Raw genomic sequence first — 20,836 nt, forward strand, 5'->3', positions numbered from 1 at the left:
TGGTGTGCGTGGACGACGCGCCCTCGCCGTAGCGGCTCATGTCGCACGGCGGGGTGCGGGTGGTGCGTGGTCGCCCGCGCAGTTCCCCGCGCCCCTTGCGTCGGCCGTCCTGCCCCCGTCGCGACAGGAGCCGGTGATGCCCCGGACGCCCTACGGCAGTAGCCTCTCGATGGCCGTCGGGCCCTCCTTCTCCATCTTGCGCCGGGCCCAGTCGAGGTTCTTCGGAGTGACGTCCCTGCCCGCCGCCATCACCAGGTCCTCCAGGGTGACATTCTGGGAGGGAGCGGAGTGGAGCAGGGCGTCCGGGGTGCAGTGGTCGTCGGACGACCGGGACTCGTCGGGTGTGGTTGTCGACATGATGCCTCCTCCTCGGTCCGGATGACCGCATCCGTGCCGGTGCCGCCGAACGGGGCACCCTCTCACCATTCCCCGCAGCGCCTTCCCACGCCACCGGAGAGCACTCGCTCCTAAGCTGGAAAACATCTCGCACCGCTCACCGGGAGGCCGCCGATGGCCGAGACCCCGTTCCCCGACGACGTCCGCTCCAGCCCCCGCTATCTGCCGATCGCCGAGCACGGGCTCATCGGCGACCTGCGCAGTGTGGCCCTGGTCGGCACGAACGGCACGATCGACTGGTACTGCTGCCCGTCCTTCGACGCCCCGAGCGTCTTCGCGGCCATCCTCGACGCCGAGCGCGGCGGCAGCTTCGAGGTGGCCGCCGCCGTACCCGCGCGGACCAAGCAGTTCTACTTCCCCGACACCAACGTACTGATCACCCGGTTCTTCACCGAGGACGGCGTCGGCGAGGTGCAGGACTTCATGCCGGTCACCTCCGACAGCGCGGACGGCCCGGGGGAGGGGGGCCGGCACCGGCTGATCCGGCGTGTGGTCTGCGTCCGCGGCACCGTGCCCTTCCGGGTACTGGTCGCCCCGCGGTTCGACTACGGTCAAGCCCCGCACACCCTGCGCACCGTCGACGGCACCGTCGTCTTCGAGTCCGCCGAGCGGGCCCTGGCGCTGACCTCCACGGTCACCCTGGAGTGCGACGAGCGGGACGCGCGCGCCGACTTCAAGCTGGAGGAGGGTGGCAGCGCGGTGTTCGCCCTCGACCAGGTCGGCGACGCCGTGGCCCCCCGCGGCTGCGCCCACGCCGAGGCCGAGTACGAGTTCAACGCCACGGTCGCCTACTGGCGGCGCTGGCTGCACCAGTCCCGCTACCGGGGCCGCTGGCGCGAGATGGTGCACCGCTCCGCCCTCACCCTGAAGCTGCTCACCTACGCACCGACCGGTGCCATCGTCGCCGCCCCCACCACCAGCCTGCCCGAGCAGCTCGGCGGCGAGCGGAACTGGGACTACCGGTATGTGTGGGTGCGGGACGCCGCGTTCGCCGTCTACGCGCTGCTGCGGCTCGGCTTCAGCGGCGAGGCGGAGGCGTTCATGCGCTTCCTCACCACCCATGTCAGCCCCTGCGACACTGCCGACGACCGGGCGCCGCTGCAGATCATGTACGGCATCGACGGCCGCACCGAGCTGCCCGAGCGCGAGCTGCCGCACCTGGAGGGCCATCTGTGCTCCGCCCCGGTCCGTGTCGGCAACGCCGCCGCCGACCAGCTCCAGCTGGACATATACGGCGCCCTCATCGACTCGATCTACCTGTACGACAAGTGGGCCCAGCCGATCTCCAGCGGCCAGTGGGACGACGTGTGCCAGCTGGTCGACTGGCTCTGCGTCCACTGGGACCAGCCCGACGAGGGCGTGTGGGAGACCCGCGGCGGCCGCCGGAACTTCACGTACTCGCGGCTGATGTGCTGGGTCGCCATCGAGCGGGCCATCCGGCTCGCCAGACGGCGCGGGCTGCCCGCCGACCTGCCCCGCTGGGGGCAGGCCCGCGACACGATCTACCGGCGGATCATGGACCGCGGCTGGTCCGAGCGGCGCGGCGCCTTCGTGCAGTACGAGGGCGGCGATGTGCTGGACGCGTCGCTGCTGATGATGCCCCTCGGCAAGTTCGTCGCCCCCACCGACCCCAAGTGGCTGTCCACCCTGGACGCCCTCACCGAGGACCTGGTCTCCGACTCCCTCGTCTACCGCTACGACCCGCAGGCCAGCCCCGACGGACTCCGCGGCGACGAGGGCACCTTCTCCATCTGCTCCTTCTGGTACGTCGAGGCCCTGGTGCGGGCCGGCCGGCTCGACGAGGCCCGGCTGGCCTTCGAGAAGATGCTCACCTACGCCAACCATCTCGGCCTGTACGCGGAGGAAATCGGCCGCACCGGCGAGCAGCAGGGCAACTTCCCGCAGGCCTTCACGCATCTGGCCCTGATCAGCGCCGCGTTCAACCTCGACCGCGCCCTCGGCTGACCCCCAGGGGCGTGCGTCCGCAGGCCGCCCGGGTACCCGGGAGCCCACAAGGCCCAGGCCGACAGCCGCAAGGCTGCCGAGATGGGAAAGCGGCTGCTGCGCTCGCGGTTGAGCGCCTGACCGCCTCCGCCGCTCAGGCCAAGGCTCAGGCTCAGGCGAACCGGCTGCTCGGGACGGGCCCGCAGGACCGTACCCGTGCCCGGTCGCCGCGCAGCCAGGTGCTCCCGACGGCGGCGGCGAACGCCGCGAAGTCCGCTTCGTCGTCGGCGGGGCCCGAGCCGTCCCCCGGATCGGCGCCCGGGTCGGCCGCCGTCACGTCGGCGGCGATCTCCGCCTCCGGACGGTCGTCCGCCGGGCCCCGCTCGACGCCGCCGTCCGCGCCCTGGCGCAGCTGCTCCCCCCAGGGCGGCACCACCGACTGGTGCAGCAGCGCGACACTGTCCGCGGTGATCGCGGGCGAGTCCGTCCAGCAGCTCGCGTGCGCGTGCAGCACCTGCCCTGGCACGCGCTCGAAGAGCTGCCCGATGATCTCCGGTCCGCCGTCGTGCGCGGCCAGGCCGTCGAGGTCGTACGCCACGACCACCGTGTCCGGCCGGCCGGGCGTGAACGGCTCGGCCGGCAGGCCCAGCACCTCGGCCGCGGCCAGTCCGAGGATCCGTGAGTCCCGGTCGGGCAGCAGCGACACCGTCCGGGGCCGCACCTCGGTCGCCGCCAGCAGGGTGCGCAGCCGCTCCAGACCCCGCAGACAGCCGTCAGGGGTGTCCTGCAGCCAGGCGTAGCGGCCGTGCATGCCCGCGTCGAAGCCGTACGGCGACAGGGTGCCGAGGACCGTGCCGGCGATCACGTACTGCCAGCCGCGCAGATCGGTCAGGTCGAGCGCGGACACCCGCTCGGCCGCGGCCGCACGCGCCAGGACGCGGTTCTGCCGCTCCCGGGCCGGCCGCCACTGCGCGTCCTCTGGGTCCGGCAGCAGCGCGTGCTGGCGCCGCGCCAGCTCCAGATCGCCCGCCAGGACGGCGTTGAACACCAGCAGATAGCGTTCCGGCCAGTCCGCGAACGTCCCCTCGTACCGGGCGAGTTCGGTCACGGCCTCGCGATGGCGGCCCTCGTGCTCGTACGCCGACACCAGCTCCCGCAGCGCCACCGGCGAGCCGTTGCTCAGGCGCAGTGCCTCGCGGAGCGCGGGGACCGCCAGATGGGCCACGTCGCGTTCGATGCACCAGTACCCGAAGTCGTAGAGGGCCTTGGGGTGTTCGGGCTCGGCGACGACAGCGGCGGCGGCCTTGGCGAGGTCGTCGAAGCCCGCCGTCCCGGCGGCCCGCGCCACCACCAGGGCCACCTCGGCGAGCGGCTGCTCCTCGCCGGCCGCCCGCAACCGCCTGAGCGCACCGGGCACATCACCGGAGTCCAGGGCCTACCAGGCCGTGCGGAGACCGGGGGACTTCGGGCGGCGATTCCTGCGCGAGAACATGGCGGAGATCATCACCCGCTTGACGTCATGTACTCAACATAATTCCCGCGCACATCTACGGCAGCGGCTGCTCCGCCCAGATGATCTTGCCGTGCGGGGTGTACCGGGTACCCCAGCGCTCGGCGAGCTGCGCGACCAGGAACAGGCCCCGGCCGCCCTCGTCGGTGCTCGCCGCGTACCGCAGATGCGGCGAGGTCGTGCTGCGGTCGGAGACCTCGCAGATCACCGTGCGGTCGCGCAGCAGCCGGACACCGATCGGACCGCGCCCGTAGCGGATGGCGTTGGTGACCAGCTCGCTCAGGATCAGTTCCGTCGTGAACGCCAGCTCGTCCAGGTCCCAGTCGGCGAGCGTCCGGGTCACCGCGGACCGCACCTGGGACACCGCCGCCGGGTCGGACGGCACCTGCCACTCGGCGACCCGGTCCGGGCCCAGCATCCGCGTACGGGCGACGATCAGCGCGACGTCGTCGTTCGGCCGGGCCGGCAGCCGGTCCAGCACCGCACGGCAGGTCTCCTCCGGCGAGGCGCCCGGCGTACCGCGCAGGGCGTCGCTCAGCAGGTCCAGGCCCACGTCGATGTCCCGCTCGCGGTCTTCCACCAGCCCGTCGGTGTACAGCACCAGCCGGCTGCCCTCGGCCAGCTCCAGCTCGGCCGTCTCGAACGGCAGCCCGCCCAGCCCCAGCGGCGGGCCCGCCGGCACCTCAGGGAACTCCACGCGCCCTTCGGGACGCACCAGCGCGGGCGGCGGATGGCCGGCCCGGGCCACGCTGCAGTGCCGCGAGACCGGGTCGTACACCGCGTACAGACAGGTCGCGCCGGTGATCGCCGCGGAGCCGTCCGCGCCGGTCTCGTCCTGGTCGATCCGGCCCACCAACTCGTCCAGCAGACCGAGGAGTTCATCCGGCGGCAGATCCAGCGCGGAGAAGTTGTGCACCGCCGTGCGCAGCCGGCCCATGGTGGCCGCCGCGTGCAGCCCGTGCCCCACCACGTCCCCCACCACCAGCGCCACCCGCGCGCCGGACAGCGGCAGCACGTCGAACCAGTCGCCGCCCACCCCGGACTGCGCCGGCAGATAGCGGTAGGCGATCTCCAGCGCGCCCTGCTCGGGCAGAGAACGCGGCAGCAGACTGCGCTGCAGGGTGACCGCCATGCTGTGCTCGCGCGTGTACCGGCGGGCGTTGTCGATGGACACCGCGGCCCGTGCGACCAGCTCCTCGGCGAGCGCCAGCTCCTCGGCGTCGAACGGCTGCGGCTTCTCCGCACGCCAGAAGTTCGCCACCCCCAGCACCAGACTGCCCGCCCGCAGCGGCACGGTGATCAGCGAATGGATGCCGTACGCCAGGACCTGGTCGGTGCGCTCCAGGTCCTGCGCCCGCCAGCCGGGCGCGTCGCGCAGCCGCGGCACCAGGACCGACTGCCCGGTGGTCAGGCTGCGCGCCTGCGGCGAGGTGGCCACGAACCGGATCCGCTCGCCGACCGGGTACAGCGGGCAGTCCTGGCGGATGCCGGCGCAGGCGGCGCGGCGCAGCGAGGTGCCGGGCTTCGGCTCCTCGCCGTGCAGGACCGCGTCGAACAGGTCCACCGTCGCGAAGTCCGCGAACCGGGGCACCGCCAGCTCGGCCAGCTCCCCGGCGGTACGGGTCACGTCCAGACTGGTGCCGATGCCGACCCCGGCGTCGTACAGCATGTTCAGCCGCTCGCGCGCCACCTCCGCACGGCCCGAGAGGGCCCGCAGCTCGGTCGAGTCGCGCAGCGTGGTGACGCTGCCCGCGGGGCCGCCGCGCAGATCGGTGGGCCGCTGGTTGATGGCCAGCAGCCGGTCCTTGACCAGGTGCACCTCGTCCGTGGCCACCCGGCCCGAGGCCAGCAGCGCCGCCGTCTCGTCGTCCAGGCCCAGCTCCAGCACGCTGCGCCGCTCGGCGTCCTCGGGCAGGTCCAGCAGCCGGTGCGCCTCATCGTTGGCGAGCAGCAGCCGGCCGTCGCCGCCGACGATCAGCACACCCTCCCGGACCGCGTGCAGCACCGCGTCGTGGTGCTCGTACATCCGGGTCATCTCGTACGGCCCGAGGCCACGCGTCTGGCGCAGCAGCCGCCTGCTGACCAGGGCCGTGCCCCCGGTGGCCAGCGCGAGCGCCGCGGCCGCCGCCCCGAGCAGCAGCGGCAGCGTCTGGTCGGCGGCCCCGCCCACATGCGCGGTGGTGATCCCGGCTGACACCAGGCCCACCACCTTGCCGCCGGAGTCCTTCACCGGCACCACGACCTGCACCAGCGGGCCGATCGTGCCGTTGACGTGCTCGGTGACCGTGCCGCCCGCCAGCGCCGGGCCGATCGTGCCGACGAACTTCTTGCCGATGCGGTCGGGTTTGGGGTGCGTGTAGCGGATGCCGTCCGTGTTCATCACGACGACGAAGTCCACCCCGGTCGCCTTGCGGACCGCCTCCGCACGGGGCTGCAGCACGGCGGTGGGGTCCGGGGCGCGCAGCGCCGCCGCCGTGCCGGGCGCGTTCGCGAAGGACTCGGCGACGGCGAGGGAACGGTTCTGTGCCTCCAGGTCGCTGTCGTGCCGCACCTGGAGCACCTGCGCCACCACCGCCGAGACGACCAGCAGCAGCACGATCACCACTTGGAGGAGGAACACCTGCCCGGCGACGCTGCGTCCGGTCACCGCCGACCGCAGGACTCCGGGCCTGCCGCCGTTCCCATCTGAAGCCTGCGGTTCCGGGACCTGCGCTGCGCGCGGGTCCCCGAACGGACGGGACGGCCGAGACACAGGCCGGCCGGGCAGACGCACCATGTGCCCATGTCTACACTGCTCGGCCCGCTCCGGCGAGACCGTTGCCCGAGATGACGGCGGCTGATCGGAGCCGCGCGATCCGGTCACCGGTGGCGCACAGGAGCCGAACGGCGGGCGGCGAGCAGCAGCGCCACGTCGTCGGGCCGGTCGGTGGCGTGCCGGGCGCCGGCCGTGAGCCGGTCGGCGACCCCGGCCAGCGACCGCCCGCCCCGCCGCCCGGCGGCGGCCCCGGCCCTGGCGAGCGCCAGCCGCAGCGCGGTGATGCCGTCGTCGATGTCCGCGCCGGGCCGCTCCACCAGCCCGTCCGTGTACAGGGCGAGGATCGCGTCCGGCTCCAGCAGCAGCTCGGCCACGGGATACCGGGCCTGCGGATCCACCCCGAGGACGACACCGCCGGGGACGTCCACCAGCCGGGTCCGCCCGTCGGGGGAGCGCAGCAGCGGCGGCGGATGCCCCGCCCGGGCGATCCGGGCCCGCCCGGTCGCGGGGTCCAGCCGCAGATAGCAGCAGCTGGCGAACTGGCCGGGGTCGAGGTCGATCAGCAGATGGTTGGTGCCGCTCATCACCTCGTCGGGCGGCCGGTCGCCCAGCGCGAACGCGCGCACCGCACTGCGCAGCTGCCCCATGGTGGCCGCCGCCTGCACCCCGTGCCCCTGCACATCACCGATCACCAGGGCGAGCCCGTCCCCCGCCTCCACCACGTCGTACCAGTCGCCGCCCACGTCCATGCCCTGCGTACCCGGCAGATACCGGCCCGCGGTCTCCACCTCGGGATGCGTCGACAGCCGGCGGGGCAGCAGCGCCTGCTGCAGCCCGCGCGCGAGCGCCGCCTCGCTGTCGTAGCGCTGCGCCCGCTCCATGGCGTGCGCGATCAGCCCGGCGAGCGCGGTGAGGACCGTACGTTCCTCGGTGCTGAAGCCGCGCGGGCGGTCGAAGCCGAGGATGCACGAACCGACCGGCCGTCCGGAGGCGATCAGCGGCAGAAACGCCCGGGCACCCTCGTCGGCGTCCAGCGGGATGCCCGGATAGGCGGCCGGCAACTGCTGCATCGACTCGAAGAACAGCGGCCGACCCGTGGTCAGGCACTCCACGCCCGGCAGCCGCGCGTCGAGACCGACTCCCTCGAACGGGGTGAGGAACCCCTGCGGGAAGCCGCTCTCCCAGGCCAGATACAGATGCCGGTCCTGCAGCAGATAGATGGCGAGGCACCGGCCGCCGAACGCGGGCAACAGCTCCCGCATGACCACCGCCGACACCTGACGGGCGGTCACCGCGTCCGTCAGCGCGATCGCCAGGGCGATCGGCCGGTACAGCGGCTCCATCGAGTGGTCGCCCGCCACCGAGCCCTCCGGCATGTGCTCCTCCACGACCGGCTCGACCGGCGTGTCCACCCGGCTGGCCGGCATGAGCGTGCAGGTCAGCAGGTCGGCACCGGGATGCACCGACACCGCCAGCCAGTCGCCCGCGCCGGGCTCGTCCCCCTCGCCAGCCGGCCGGCGCACATGGAAGTGCACCGGATCCGGGGCCAGCAGCGCGCCGCGCAGATGGTCGTCGTAGGGCGGACCGGTCAGCCACGGCAGCGCCTCCCATATGGGCCGCCCGAGCAGCCGCTCCCGCTCCCGGCCGGCGAGCCGGGCCGCGGCCTGGTTGACGTACACGATCAGCCCCAGCCGGTCCAGGCAGAACACGCCCTGCGGCAGCAGGTCGGCCGCGCCGTCGGCAGCGGCGGGACCCGGTTCGAACACCACCCCGCCGACCCGCTCCGCGGCCCCGTCCGCCGCGGCCGGCCACAGGTCCAGCAGCCGCGGTGCGCCCTCCCGCGACCTCAGGTGCAGCGGCGCGGCGGGCGGCTTCCCGGCGGCCGTGTCGCGCAGCGCCGCCAGGATCCGGTCCGTGTCGTCCGGGGCCAGGGCGTCCGCGAACGCCGTGTCCGACCCGGCGAACTCGCCGGGACACAGGCCGAGGAGCGCGTACAGCCGGTCGTCCGGGCGCACCGCGCAGGTCACGGGATCCCAGTCGAACCGCGCCACGACGGCCTGGGCGGGCCGGGCCGCGGGCGGCCGCACGCACAGCGGCTCGCCGTCCCACACGACGGCGCTCGCGTCCCCGTCGGCGAGTGCCAGCAGCTCGGCACCCAGCCCTTCGGCCAGCCGGGCGAGCAGCTCCATGTCCAGCAGCTCGTCCACGGAATCGGCCACCGCCGGGCGCAGCACCGTGAGCACCCCGAGCGGCTCGCTCCCGCCCGGCACCGGCATGTGCACCGACCCGAGCGGGAAGGGCAGGCCCGCGGCGAACTGCGGATAGCGGCGCACCGTCTCGGCGGCGTCCGACAGCACCACCCGTACGCCGAGTCGGTAGGCGTCGGCGACGGGGAAGGGGCGGCCCACGTGCAGCCGCCACCAGGGCCGGAACAGCGGACCGGGCAGCCCCGCGAGCACCGCGAGGCGCAGCAGGCCCGGGGTGCCCGACCGCAGATACACGCCCGCCACCCGGCCGCCGGCCGCACCGAGCGCGCCGGTCGAGGCGTCCGCCAGCAGCGCGGCGAGCCGGGCCCGCGTACGGACCAGCTGCTCGCCACCGCTCCCAGTCATCGCCCCTACCTCGTCCCGTGCGCCTGTCGGGTGGATGACACAGCAAGAATGCGCCCGGAGGGCCGTGCGACGCACCTGGACGACGCCACTGGACGGCACCACTCCCTAGGCCCGTCGGCCTCCCGTGGCCGATCCGCCCCCTTGGCGGGTCCGCTTTCCCGGCCGTCCGACTCACACCGGTGCCGCACCCGAGTGGCGGGTGCACCGGGCCACTCCTAGTAATGGTGCGTAATGCCGCTGCCGCAGACGGGGCGCAGACGCGGCCGCACCTTTCGACTGGAGGCGAGATGACCACCCGATCTCCCACCCCCCGTCCCGACGACGCGCTGATAACCCCCGCGCCGGTCCCAGCCGTCGCCCCCAACCCGTACCCGGATCTCCTCACGTGGCCGGCGCTGCCTTTCGCGAAGCCGCTCCCCGAAGCTGCCCAGGAGGGCCCGATCGAGGTCCCCGAGGCACCCGACGCCGAGGTCCCCGCGGCCGCCGACGAGGCCCCCCAGACGGAGTCCGACCGTGCCACACGCGACGACGCCCCCCAGACGGAGTCCGACCCTGCGGCACGCGACGACGTCCCGCCCGATGACGCTCTCCCGTACGGCGACCCGCTGCCCGGGCTGGTCCAGGCGGCCGTCGCCGACCGTCCGGTCGAGGACGTCGTCCGGCTCATCACCCTGCTGGAAGGCTCCCCCGAACACGCCCGGACCACGGCCGACGCGCTGCGCGCGGTCGGGGTGGACCGGTCCGTGGAGGATCTGGCCCGTTTCGTGACCCTCCTGACCGAGTCGCCCGGGGCCACCGGAAGTGCCGACGAGGCGATCCGGGCCGCCGCCGAGCGCCGTCCGCTGGACGACGTGAGCCGGCTGATGCAGCTGCTGCACCGCACCTCCCTCGGACCCCACTGCGGGCAGGCCGCGGTGCGGGCCGTGGCCGTCAGCCGGCCCGTGGAGGAACTCGCCGAGCTGATCGGCCGGCTGTCCGCGGACCGCGCCGTGCGCGAGACCCCGCTGTCCGAGCCGCCGGCCGCCGCCCCCCTCGGCCCCGTGCGCGACCCCGTGCCCGCCGAGGCCGTGTCCGCGTTCGACGCCTGGGCCGCGGCCACCAGCGGCCGGCAGACCCGGGACGAGCAGGACCGGCCCGAGAAGGACCGGTCGGAGAAGGACCGGCCGGCCAGGGCACGGCCTGCGAAGGAACGGCTCGCGAAGGATCGTTCCGCGAAGGACCGTTCGGCGAGGGAACGCCTGGTGCAGGAGTGGCGGGCGAGGACAGGGTTCGCGAAGCAACGGTCGGTGAAGGACCGTTCGGCCCAGGACCCCGACCGGAACCGGAACCGGAACCGGGACCGCTGGAGGTTCGTGACTCCCGAGTGGGGTGCCCGTGCCGCCGCGCTGCTGGTCCTGCTCTGCGGAGTGGCCCACGCGCCGCGCCACTGGGCCGGACCGTTCCACGGCGTCCTCGCGGCCACCGTCCTCGCCTCGGGCCTGTGCGTGCTTCTGGCCCTCGCGCTGCCCACCCCGGCGGCACATGCCCGGCTCGTCGCGGGGACCGCCGGATTCGGTGTCACGGCGGCGCTCGCCGTCGGGCAGCTGGCCGGCGTGCGGTTCGGCCTGCCGGACGCGGCCCGGCTGTGGGGCGCGACCCTGGCCCCGCCCTGGCTCGCCGTCACGGTGGCGGGGACGGCCGCGCTGGCGACCCTGGCGGTGCTGCTGGGCGCCCTGCTCACGGGCACCGCCCGCCGCGAGGGCGCCGGCTGACTCAGGGCGCCGGGTGCGCAGTCGCCGTACGGCCCGCATCCGCGCTCCCGGCGTCCACGGGACGCAGTACCAGGTGGCCGTCCACCCGGGCGGCCGCCATCGCGAACGGGAAGGTGTCCGCCTCCAGGCACATCGGCACATCCTCGGGGTGGACACCGCCCCAGCCGCGCCGCACGCCGTCCGCGAGCCGCGCGGCTGCGTCCGAGCGCCCGGCCCGCTCGAGGTACGGCCGCGGGTCGGCGTCGGCGGCGTGGACGCGGTCCGCGATGTACTCGGCGCAGGCGAGATCTTCCTCGGCCCGGCCGCCGTCCCCGGTGACGACGAAGGTCACCGTCTCCGGCCGGGCCCGCCTGAGCACCTCGGCGGTCGCGCCGGCCACCAGGAAGCTCGCGCACAGCAGCAGCCCGGCGTCCGCCACGGCCAGCGCCCCGGCCGTCCCGGCGGTGGTCTTCTGCACGACCGTACGGCCCCGCACATCCAGTGAACGCAGCCGGGCCGGGGAGTTGGCCAGGTCGAACCCCGGCACCGGCGCGCCGTCCTGGAAGGCGAGCCAGCCCGGGTGACGGGCCTTCAGCTCCAGGGCCTCCTGCTGGGTACCGGCGAAGACGATCCGTTCGGCACCGCGCCCGAACGCCCAGGCGGCCACGGTGAACGCGCGCATGACGTCGACGACCACGGCCACGTCCGGGGCCGTCGCAATACCGGGGATCCCGGTGAACTCGGTCCGCATCGCTCCATGGTGAGGCATGCGGCGGCCGTTCAACGGCGGGAGTCGCCTTCCGGGGGCCGTTCTCAGGACTCGGTCGGGCCGGGCGGCAGCGGCCGGGCGGCGCGCAGGCTCCGCAGCGCGAGCAGCAGGACGGCGATGTCGTCCAGGTAGACGGGGTCGGGCAGCAGGTCGGTGGGGAGCAGGAGATAGGCGACCGCGCCCCAGAACACCCAGCGCGGGCCCGTCGGCAGTCCGGCCCGCCGCAGCGTGCGCCGGAGGCGCACCAGCCGTACCAGCAGGCCGAGGGCGACGGCGAGCAGCGCCGCCGCGACGACGGCCGCGGTCACCAGCAGGGCCGTGCTGGAATCCATGACGCTACGACGGCCGGTCCGTGCCCTCGGCAGCGTCCGGGCCCGCGGGTGCCGGGCCCTGCACCGGCTGCCGCTGGCCCTTGAACTTCAGCCGCTCGAACGTCCGGGTCAGCTGCTGCAGCGCACCCGGCGTCCGGGACGCGGGCCGCTGCTGCGGCAGGGCGTGCTCGGGCGCCGGGACGTCACGGTAGGCGGCGAGAGCCTCCAGGGCCTGCTCGGCGGCCTCCTTGTACAGGTCCCGGGACCGGGTCATCGCCTCCAGCGCCTCCTCGTACATGGCGACCCGCTGCCGTTCCCGCTCCAGCTCCTCCTGGTGGGTCATCAGCGTCCAGTCGTCCCGCAGGTCGGTCAGCGCCTCCTCGGCCTCCCGCGGCAGCGGCCGGGACAGGGCGACGAAGCGGCGCAGGGCCGCGACGAGGTCGGCCGGTTCGGAACCGTCCAGGAAGACGCTGCGGACGCTGTGCTCCCGGCCGTCGTAGCCCTTCGGAGCCGGGTCCGGCGGCAGCAGCACCGCGCCGCCGCGCGGCACCTCGCAACCGAGATCCTTCAGCGCCCAGTTGACGGCACGGAACTGGTGCGGCGCGGCCCGGTGCTCCACCACCCGGTGCCGCAGGCCCGGCGGCAGCAGCCGGGCCAGCGGCAGCCGGCCCTGCTCGTCCGGGGTCATCGCCTCGTGCACGACGACGTTCACGCACCAGCCCTCGCGCGCCGCGTCCCGCAGCCGGCGCCGCATCTCCTTGTCGTCCGCGGGCAGCGCGTTGACCTGCCGGAAGCGCAGCCCGGAGACCGTGGCGTGGTGGTCCCAGGAGCCGTCGTCACCGGTCGTGCCCTCGGGCCAGAAGAGCGTCGCGGGCGAGGGCCAGGCCTCGTCCCAGGGGCGCTCCGCCTCGGCGACGAGCCGCCATGCGTGCCACTGCCGCTGGCCCTCGCCCGGTACGAGGGTGAGCCGGGCCCGCACGGTGACCGCGCCGCCGGCCCGCCAGCGCGCCTCGAAGACCCGCCGGGCCGAGTCCTCGGGCACCGCGGGTTCGGCGAAGTCGTCGATGTCGCCGCTCTCCTTGTGCCGGCGCAGGGTGCGGCGGACGACCTCCTCGGGGGCGGGACCGGTGTGACGGCCGCGGGCCGCCCAGAGGGTCTGCGGGATGGTGGCGTGGTCGGTGGCGGAGTTCGACATGAGCCAATCTGCTGATGGGGGCGGGTGTGCCCTCCAGTATCACCGTTCGGCCGGGCGCGCGGTCGTCCGGGGCGGAAAGGCGGCGCGTGGCGGCAACCGGGCGCCCCCGCGCACGGGGCGCGCGCCCTGCATCCGGGGTGCGCGGGACACGCGTCGGGCGGCCGTCGTTCACACGTGTCCGCACCCGTGTCGGGCGCCCAGAATGGTCCGGCGAACGGGGTTCGCCCGCCCATCCGCCCAGGGGCGGACTCCGTTCGCCTCTCGATATATATCGGCTGCCGATATATTCTGGTCGCATGACAGCGAAGAGCATGACCCGGGCGGCGTTCTTCGTCCTCACGGCGCTCGCCGACCAGCCGCGGCACGGTTACGGCATCCTGCAGGAGATCGAAGAGCTGTCCGACGGCGAGGTGCAGCTGCGCGTCGGCACGCTGTACGGAGTGCTGGACCGGCTCACCGAGGACGCCCTGATCGTGCTGGACCGGGAAGAGATCCAGCAGGGCCGGCTGCGCCGCTACTACCGGCTCACCGACGACGGAGTGGCGGCCCTGGACGCGGAGGCCGAGCGGATGGCGGCCGGCGCCGGCGCGGCCAAACGGCGCATCGCCGAGGGGCGCCGCGCCGGCGCCCGCCCCGCCGCCGCGGGCCCGGCCGGACTCGAACCCCCCACCGCACCCGGACTCGCGGGAGGCTACGCATGACCACGCTGCTGGAGACCCGCTACCGCACCGTCCTGCGCCTGCTCCCCGGCTACTACCGGCGCGGACGGGAGGAGGAGATGGTCGAGACGTTCCTCGGGGACCTCGACCGCGACACACAGGACCAGAGCCGGCCCACGCTCGGCGAGGTGGCGAGCATCGCCGCCCTCGCGGTGCGCAGCCGCCTCGGCGCCGCAGGCGCGCCCCGTCGCTACGTCCTGCTCGGATCGGCCGCCCGGCTCTTCGCGCTGGCCGCCGTCCTGATCCTGGCGGCCTCCGCCGTCGTCGAGCCGGTGCTGCGGCTGACCTGGTCGTTCACCCGAGGCGGCGCCGAACGGAGCCTGTACGTCTCGCAGTTCACCGACCACGGCATCCTCGCCGGAACGGTCGCCGCCGCCCAGTGGATCCTGCCGCTGGGCTGGACGGTCGCCTACTTCGCCCTCCTGCACGACCGTCGTCGCCTCGCCCGGATCGGCGTCCTGGTGGCCGCGCTGCCCACCCTGTGGCCGCTGGTCGGCTCACTGACCGGCACGACGATCATCTCGGAGCCGGCGTTCGTCGCCGCGCTGGCGCTCCTCGCCTGGCTGCCGGCCCTCGCGCTGTGCGCCGCCCACCATCGCGACGCACCCCCGGCCCGGCTGCCCGCCGCAAGCCCCGGTCTGGTCTTCATGGCGACGTGTGTGGTGACGGGCGCGTCCCTGGTACTGCTGCCCGCCGCGGACGACCTGGTGTGGGGGCCCGCCAACTGCTTCGTCGTCGGCGCCCTCGGCTGGCTCCTCGGGAGGGCCCGGCGCACCGACCGGGGCACGCCCGGCGGCGCCCTCGCCCTCGCCGTGCTCGGCCTGCTCCTCCTGGCGGTCCGCGTCGCCGCCCTCTACCCGTGGCTGAGCCTGCCGGGAGCCGTCGCGTACCTCGGCGGGAACCTCGCCCAGGCGGCCGTGCTCGCCCTGCTGACCGTGGGCCTGACGGTGACAGGCTGCCGCGAACTCGCGGCACGCTGAACCGCTTCAGACAGGCACGGACGGTGTGCACGGCCCGTCGGTGCGGCTGGCTGCCGCCGCCGGTGCCCTTGCACGAGCTGTTCGCGCAGGCCGCGGAGGGCCGAACGCGGGGGTGAACACGGCGAGGGGGCCGGCCCAGGCGGGGCCGGCCCCCTCGGATCCGTACGGGATCCGGGACTTACGCCCCGCTCTCCCGCAGCATGTCCTCGCGCTCGACGATCTTCACGCGCTCGCGGCCCTGCGGCTCGCCCAGCGCCCGCTCGGCGGCGTCCAGCCGGTACCAGCCCTCCCAGGTGGTGAAGCGGACCTCGCGCTCGGCGAGGAAGGCGTCCACGGCCTCCGGGGCGGGCGAGGCCGGAGTGTGCAGCCGGCCGTTCGCGTGGTCGTCCAGCAGGTTGGCGACGGCCTCGTTGGCGTCGCCCTTGGTGTGGCCGATCAGACCGATCGGGCCGCGCCGGATCCAGCCGGTGACGTAGGTGGACTGCAGGTGGGTGCCGCCCTCCTCGATGACCCGGCCGCCCTCGTCCGGGACGGTGCCCGAGTCGATGTCCCAGGGCAGCTTGGGCAGCTTCTCGGAGAGGTAGCCGACGGCGCGGTAGACCGCGGTGACGTCCCAGTCCTTGAACTCGCCGGTGCCCTTGACGTTGCCGGTGCCGTCGAGGGCGGTGCGCTCGGTACGCAGGCCGACGACCCTGCCGTCCGCGCCGAGGACCTCGGCCGGGGACTCGAAGAAGTGCAGGAACAGCTTGTGCGGCCGGTCGCCGGCATCGCGGATCGCCCAGTTCTCCAGCGTCTTGGCGACCATGTCGGCCTGCTTGTTCCCACGCCGGGTCTCGATCGAGCCCTCGTCGTAGTCGATGTCCTCGGGGTCGACGATGACCTCGATGTTCGGCGAGTGGTCCAGCTCGCGCAGCTCCATCGGGCTGAACTTCGCCTGGGCGGGGCCACGGCGGCCGAAGACGTGGATCTCCAGGGCCTTGTTGGCCTTCAGACCGTCGTAGACGTTCGGCGGTATCTCGGTCGGCAGCAGCTCGTCCGCGGTCTTGGCGAGGATGCGGGCCACGTCGAGGGCCACGTTGCCGACACCTAGGACGGCGACCTTCTCGGCCTCCAGCGGCCAGGTGCGCGGCACGTCGGGGTGGCCGTCGTACCAGGAGACGAAGTCGGCGGCGCCGTAGGAGCCGTCCAGCTCGATACCGGGGATCGACATCTCGCGGTCGGCCATCGCGCCGGTGGAGAAGATCACCGCGTCGTAGAAGGCGCGCAGATCGTCCAGGCTGATGTCGGTCGGGTAGTCGACGTTGCCGAAGAGACGGATCTGCGGCTTGTCGAGCACCTGGTGCAGGGCGGTGATGATGCCCTTGATGCGCGGGTGGTCCGGGGCGACTCCGTACCGGATCAGGCCGAACGGGGCGGGCATCCGCTCGAAGAGGTCGATGGACACACCGGGGTCGGCGGCCACCTCGGACTTGAGCAGGGCGTCGGCGGCGTAGATCCCGGCGGGGCCGGCTCCGACGATGGCTACCCGCAGGGGGCGCGGCATGATCAGGTTCCCTTCGCATCTGAATGGGCGACTTGATCACGAAGCCTAAACTAAGGCAGGCCTAAGTTGGTACGCGGGTCTGGTCTATGACCTCATAAGGGGATCTTATGACTTGTCCAGCCATCTCTTATGGCTAGGGGACGGGGAGGGCGAGCACGGGCGTAGTGGCGTCGCGGCTGGCCCCCGTACCGGTCCCGTTTCGCGGACCGGTCAGGCGAGCCGCACGATCCGGTGGATCGCCGACTCCCCGGCGCCGTAGATCGACTCCTCGCGGATCGACGACCCCGGGCCCGGTGCGTGCACCATCATGCCGCCGCCGACATGGAGGCCCACATGCCGGTCGTCGTCGAAGAAGAGGACGAGATCACCGGGTTCGATCCCGGCGAGCGTGACCGGGGCACCGGCGAGCGCCTGCTTGTGCGCGGCCCGCGGCAGGCTGACCCCGGCGGCCTTCCAGGCGGCCTGCGTCAGGCTGGAGCAGTCGTACGAGTCCGGCCCGGTCGCACCCCACACACACGGCTTGCCGATCTGCGCCCGGGCGTACGCGATGGCCTTGGCGACGCGAACGGCCTCCGGCGATTCGGTGATCAGGGGGAGGAGGCCGGTGTCGGTCACGGTGGTCATGGTGGCGGGCGTCATGGTGACAGGGGCCGCGGTGAGCGGGGTCGCGGTGATGGGTGCCGCGGTAGCGGGGGCCGTGGTGGACCAGGGGTCCGCGGGCGCCGTCGTGGTCGTCGTCCCGGCGGGCGCCGCCCACCGCGGCTGCTGCCACTGGCCGGTCCAGGGGTCCGAGGTGGCCTGCGCGGGCGCGGCCGGTATGGCCGTTATGGCCGTATCGGCTGTGGGTGATCCGGTCGTGTCGGGTGCGGGCGGTACGGGCGCGACGGGTGCGGGCTGAACGGCCGGGGGCTGAACGGCCGCGGCAGCTGTGACGAGTTGGGCGGCGTACCGGGAGATCACGTCGCTCGCGGCGGCGAGCTTGCGTTGGTTGGCCGCCTTGGACACGGCGGGGGAGCGGCGGCCCGGCGTGGCGGTGCCGGGGAGTGCCGTCAGTTCCTGAACCGGGGTGCTCTGGGGGCCGGGGAGCGCGGGCGCCGGGAGGGCGGCCGTCTCCACGGGACCGAGTTCGGCCGGTTCCCACCCGCCCACGTCGGCTATTCCGGCCAACTCCATCTGCCCGCCGGGCAGTTCAGGGCGACGAGGGCCCGGCAGCGCTGCGCGTGCACTGTCGCGTGCGGCCAGGGCCAGACTCGCCGGGTCCGTCGCCCGGCCGGCCGAAAGCTCGGCCACGACGCGGTCGACGGCCCGCTCCAGGGCCTCGGGCCGCCGAGCGGACGGGCTCGGGAGCAGGGCGCCCCGCTCGCCGTCCGGAAGGCCGCCACCCATCCGTCCCCGGGAGCGCCCCGGAGGCCTCGGCCGGTCCGGGAGCCGGTCGGCGGGCAGGACCGCGGGGACGGAGGGGCCGAACCTGCTGCGTGCCGCGTCGAACCACTGCCGGGCGACCTCGTCCAGAGCGGGATCCGTCCGCCCGCCCGACCGCTTGGCCAGCGGAACGCCCCGCGAGCGCGTCACCGACGCCATGGCCCGGGTCGCGTTGTAGTTCCCGGTCGCGTTCTCGGCCTGGTCGTACAGGGAGTTGACCCGCTGCCTGACCTCGTCCCGCTGCGGACCCTCGTCGCGGCTCTCCGGCGCCATGGAAGACACGCTCCTTCCTTGCCCCGCAGGGCAGTTGGGCCGTTGCGTCCGGACTCTTCGCGTTACCGGGCGGCCTCGCGTCAACCTAGCCAACGTGTGTACCTCGTGTGAAGGTTGAGGCGTGGAATGTCCGATACGTAATTGTGATGTTCGCGATGGTGTTCGAAGGGGAAGGCGCGAGAATCGCGTTTTCCTGTGAGGTCCCGGTGAATTCGCGATTCCGTTGAACGGATCGGCGTCGCCCTCCGTATGGGGCCGGGGAGCTGTATGCCCGACCGGTGCACACACGACACGCAGGGGACGACCTTGGTACGCAACAGGCGCAGACGCCCGACCGGCGCACGACGCGCGACCTTCGCAGCGATGGCCCTGATGCTGGGCGGAGGTGGCCTCGTCGCGGTGAACGTCTACGCCTCGGCGACCGAGGGCTGGGGCGACGGGTCCGCCACGAACGGAACCGCACACGTCCTGTCCTCCGGCATGGCGACGATCGACTGCCCCGACGTCGGCAGCCGGCTGACCGCCGTACCGGAAGCGGCCCGCCCCGACGTCGACCGCGAACTCGCCCTGCTGGACCAGCAGACGGCGGCGGCCTACCGGCAGCTCCAGCAGACGGGACAGTCAGCAGGCCAGGCAGCTCAGGCAAGCCAGGCAGGCCAGACCGGTGGGTCAGGTCAGACCGGACAGAACTCCGGTTCCGTCGACGACGCGATCATGAACCCGCTGAAGGAGAAGCGGGCCGCGGCGATCGGGCGGATATCCGACGCCATCGACCGGGTCGGGCAGCACCCGCAGGGCCTGGACGCCCTGGCCGCCTGCACCCTGCGCCCCGGCGGCGCGGGCGCCGGTGACCAGGCCACCGCCGGCCCGACCCAGGGCGCCCAGCAGACCGGCGCGGGCCAGGGCGGCAACGGACCCGTGCTCTCCGACTACGCGGACATCACCTCCGTACAGCCCGACGCGTCGACCCCGCCCCAGCAGGCCGACGCCTCGCGCGGCAGCTTCACGTCCGACTGCGGTGTCAACGCGAACGGCCTGTTCAACTCGGACAACGTCATCGTCGCCCCCGGCGTGTCCAACGGCGCCCACCACTTCCACGACTACGTCGGCAACCAGGGCAACAACGCCTTCGCCAGCGACGACGACCTCGCGAAGGCCGGGACGAGCTGTGTCGACCAGGGCGACAAGTCCTCGTACTACTGGCCGGTGCTGCGCCTGCAGAACGGCACCCAGGAGCGGGACGCCGGATCCCCGGGCGGCGGCACCGAGGGCAACGCGGGCCAGATCGTCACGCCCAAGCAGGTCACGCTGACGTTCGCGGGCAACCCGCTCGGCAAGGTCACCGCCATGCCGCGCCTGCTGCGCATCATCACCGGCGACGCCAAGGCCTTCGTCAACGGGCCCGGCAACGCCAACGCGTCCTGGAGCTGCACCGGTTACGAGAACCGGCAGCTGAAGGACAAGTACCCGCTGTGTCCGCAGGGCAGCGACGTGGTGCGCACCTTCCGCTTCCAGAGCTGCTGGGACGGCCGCAACATCGACAGCGCCAACCACCGTACCCACGTGGCCTTCGGCGCCCCCGACGGCTCCTGCCCGGCGGGCTTCCGCGCCATTCCGCAGCTGGTGCAGCGCCTCGTCTACGACGTCAAGGCACCGAGCCTTCAGGACGGCGGCCGTACGGTCCCGCTCTTCGCGGTCGACTCCTTCCCCGAGCAGCTGCACAAGCCCGTCACCGACCACGGCGACTTCATCAACGTCTTCGACGAGGGCCTGATGCGCGAGATGGTCGACTGCATCAACTCCGGCCGCGCCTGCGGTGCCGGCGGCGACGGATCCGGTACGACGGCGGCGCCGACGGCGAGTTCGGGTTCGGGCACGTCGGCCGCGCCGGGGGACGGTACGACGGAGCAGCCCGGCGGCACCGCCACCTCCGCGCCGGTCCCGGCACCCTCGGCCTCCCGGCCCACTGAGGAACCCAGGACCGACGCGACGACCACACCGGACCGCACCACCAAGCCGAGCCGCGCGCCCCAGCAGAGCCACGCCACCGAGCAGAGCGACGCGCCCCAGCCCAGCCACACCGCCGAGCAGAGCCACGCCCCCAAGCAGGAGCACGCTCCCACGCAGGACCACAAGCAGCACCGGACCAGCGGGCAGAACAGCCCCACGGAAACGGCACCGCCCACCCCCTCGCCCGCTCAGTCAACCCAGCCGGCGCCCGCCCAGTCCGCCCCCGCCCAGGCCACCGTCGCCGGGCAGACCCCGCCCGCCAACGCGCAGCCCCAATCGCAGGGAACGCAGGGCTCGCTGGCGGAGACCGGTGCTCACCTGTGGCCCGCGGCCCTCGGTGCGCTGCTCGCCATGTCGGGCCTGATCATGCTGCTGAGGGCCAGGCGTCTGCGCTACTGACCTCCGCTACCGGCCCAACGCCAGTGTCTGCTCGGCGAGTTCATAGGCGGGCCGCATCGCGTCGTGCTCCTCGGTGTCCATACCGCCGAGATGCAGGACGACCGGGCCGTCGGGCGTGCTGACCGCGAGGGCGGTCTCCTTCTTGGTCTCGTCGAGGAGCTTGCTGGTGTAGAGGTACTCCACCTCGACGCCGTTCAGACCGCCACCGGTCCTGACGGAGTGGTACTTCTCCTTGCTGACGTTGTCCTCCGCGGCGACGAACTGCCGC

15 protein-coding genes are annotated in these 20,836 nt (G+C 73.7%); 5 read left to right on the top strand and 10 right to left on the bottom strand.

Annotation, left to right across the window (positions count from 1 at the left end; all coding sequences use genetic code 11):
* Positions 1-150: 150 nt before the first annotated feature.
* Positions 151-357 carry a hypothetical protein gene (locus tag AB0L75_RS42310; RefSeq protein ID WP_365191620.1) on the bottom strand — a complete coding sequence of 69 codons (207 nt, stop codon included), beginning with the start codon at positions 355-357 and terminating at the stop codon, positions 151-153.
* A 153-nt stretch (positions 358-510) separates the two neighbouring features.
* On the opposite strand from AB0L75_RS42310, the gene AB0L75_RS42315 reads away from it, so the two are divergent.
* Positions 511-2,361, top strand: a complete 1,851-nt coding sequence (locus AB0L75_RS42315; RefSeq protein WP_365191621.1) for a glycoside hydrolase family 15 protein — start codon at positions 511-513, stop codon at positions 2,359-2,361.
* Between the two features lie 151 nt (positions 2,362-2,512).
* Here AB0L75_RS42315 and AB0L75_RS42320 read toward each other — a convergent pair whose 3' ends face one another.
* From AB0L75_RS42320 to AB0L75_RS42330, 3 genes are all read right to left on the bottom strand, one after another.
* Positions 2,513-3,757 carry a hypothetical protein gene (locus tag AB0L75_RS42320; RefSeq protein WP_365191622.1) on the bottom strand — a complete coding sequence of 415 codons (1,245 nt, stop codon included), beginning with the start codon at positions 3,755-3,757 and terminating at the stop codon, positions 2,513-2,515.
* Positions 3,758-3,887: 130 nt separating this feature from the next.
* Complete coding sequence (locus AB0L75_RS42325) at positions 3,888-6,626, bottom strand: SpoIIE family protein phosphatase (protein WP_365191623.1); 2,739 nt, start codon at positions 6,624-6,626, stop codon at positions 3,888-3,890.
* 83 nt (positions 6,627-6,709) lie between these two features.
* Complete coding sequence (locus AB0L75_RS42330; RefSeq protein ID WP_365191624.1) at positions 6,710-9,217, bottom strand: SpoIIE family protein phosphatase; 2,508 nt, start codon at positions 9,215-9,217, stop codon at positions 6,710-6,712.
* A 287-nt stretch (positions 9,218-9,504) separates the two neighbouring features.
* Here AB0L75_RS42330 and AB0L75_RS42335 point away from each other — a divergent pair, with 287 nt between their 5' ends.
* The gene (locus tag AB0L75_RS42335) at positions 9,505-10,968 is read left to right on the top strand and encodes a hypothetical protein (RefSeq protein ID WP_365191625.1); all 1,464 of its coding nucleotides are present in this window, start codon (positions 9,505-9,507) and stop codon (positions 10,966-10,968) included.
* A 1-nt stretch (position 10,969) separates the two neighbouring features.
* On the opposite strand, the gene AB0L75_RS42340 is transcribed toward AB0L75_RS42335, so the two are convergent.
* The 3 genes from AB0L75_RS42340 to AB0L75_RS42350 all read right to left on the bottom strand — a co-directional run bounded on the left by AB0L75_RS42340 (position 10,970) and on the right by AB0L75_RS42350 (position 13,222).
* Complete coding sequence (locus AB0L75_RS42340; RefSeq protein WP_365191626.1) at positions 10,970-11,698, bottom strand: 2-phosphosulfolactate phosphatase; 729 nt, start codon at positions 11,696-11,698, stop codon at positions 10,970-10,972.
* 62 nt (positions 11,699-11,760) lie between these two features.
* On the bottom strand, positions 11,761-12,048 hold the full coding sequence (locus AB0L75_RS42345; protein ID WP_365191627.1) for a DUF1232 domain-containing protein: 288 nt from the start codon (positions 12,046-12,048) through the stop codon (positions 11,761-11,763).
* A gap of 4 nt (positions 12,049-12,052) precedes the next feature.
* On the bottom strand, positions 12,053-13,222 hold the full coding sequence (locus AB0L75_RS42350; RefSeq protein ID WP_365191628.1) for a hypothetical protein: 1,170 nt from the start codon (positions 13,220-13,222) through the stop codon (positions 12,053-12,055).
* Between the two features lie 311 nt (positions 13,223-13,533).
* Between AB0L75_RS42350 and AB0L75_RS42355 the strand changes: the two genes are divergently transcribed.
* Together AB0L75_RS42355 and AB0L75_RS42360 are read left to right on the top strand one after the other, a co-directional pair.
* Positions 13,534-13,923 carry a PadR family transcriptional regulator gene (locus tag AB0L75_RS42355; protein ID WP_365191634.1) on the top strand — a complete coding sequence of 130 codons (390 nt, stop codon included), beginning with the start codon at positions 13,534-13,536 and terminating at the stop codon, positions 13,921-13,923.
* Complete coding sequence (locus AB0L75_RS42360; RefSeq protein WP_365191629.1) at positions 13,920-14,921, top strand: hypothetical protein; 1,002 nt, start codon at positions 13,920-13,922, stop codon at positions 14,919-14,921. Before AB0L75_RS42355 ends, AB0L75_RS42360 begins: the two co-directional genes overlap by 4 nt.
* 178 nt (positions 14,922-15,099) lie before the next feature.
* Here the strand turns inward: AB0L75_RS42360 and AB0L75_RS42365 are convergent, their stop codons facing one another.
* Both AB0L75_RS42365 and AB0L75_RS42370 read right to left on the bottom strand, forming a co-directional pair.
* Positions 15,100-16,464, bottom strand: coding sequence for an FAD-dependent oxidoreductase (locus AB0L75_RS42365; protein ID WP_365191630.1), 1,365 nt, complete (start codon positions 16,462-16,464; stop codon positions 15,100-15,102).
* A 210-nt stretch (positions 16,465-16,674) separates the two neighbouring features.
* A complete protein-coding gene (locus AB0L75_RS42370) occupies positions 16,675-18,159 on the bottom strand; it encodes a C40 family peptidase (RefSeq protein ID WP_365191631.1) in 1,485 nt (494 codons plus the stop codon).
* 363 nt (positions 18,160-18,522) lie between these two features.
* Between AB0L75_RS42370 and AB0L75_RS42375 the strand changes: the two genes are divergently transcribed.
* The gene (locus AB0L75_RS42375) at positions 18,523-20,568 is read left to right on the top strand and encodes a DUF1996 domain-containing protein (RefSeq protein ID WP_365191632.1); all 2,046 of its coding nucleotides are present in this window, start codon (positions 18,523-18,525) and stop codon (positions 20,566-20,568) included.
* Positions 20,569-20,574: 6 nt separating this feature from the next.
* Here AB0L75_RS42375 and AB0L75_RS42380 read toward each other — a convergent pair.
* The coding region (locus AB0L75_RS42380; protein WP_365191633.1) for a lipoprotein at positions 20,575-20,836 on the bottom strand (262 nt) is incomplete at its 5' end.

The sequence above is a fragment of the Streptomyces sp. NPDC052101 genome (genome assembly GCF_040680235.1).
Lineage (GTDB): Bacteria > Actinomycetota > Actinomycetes > Streptomycetales > Streptomycetaceae > Streptomyces.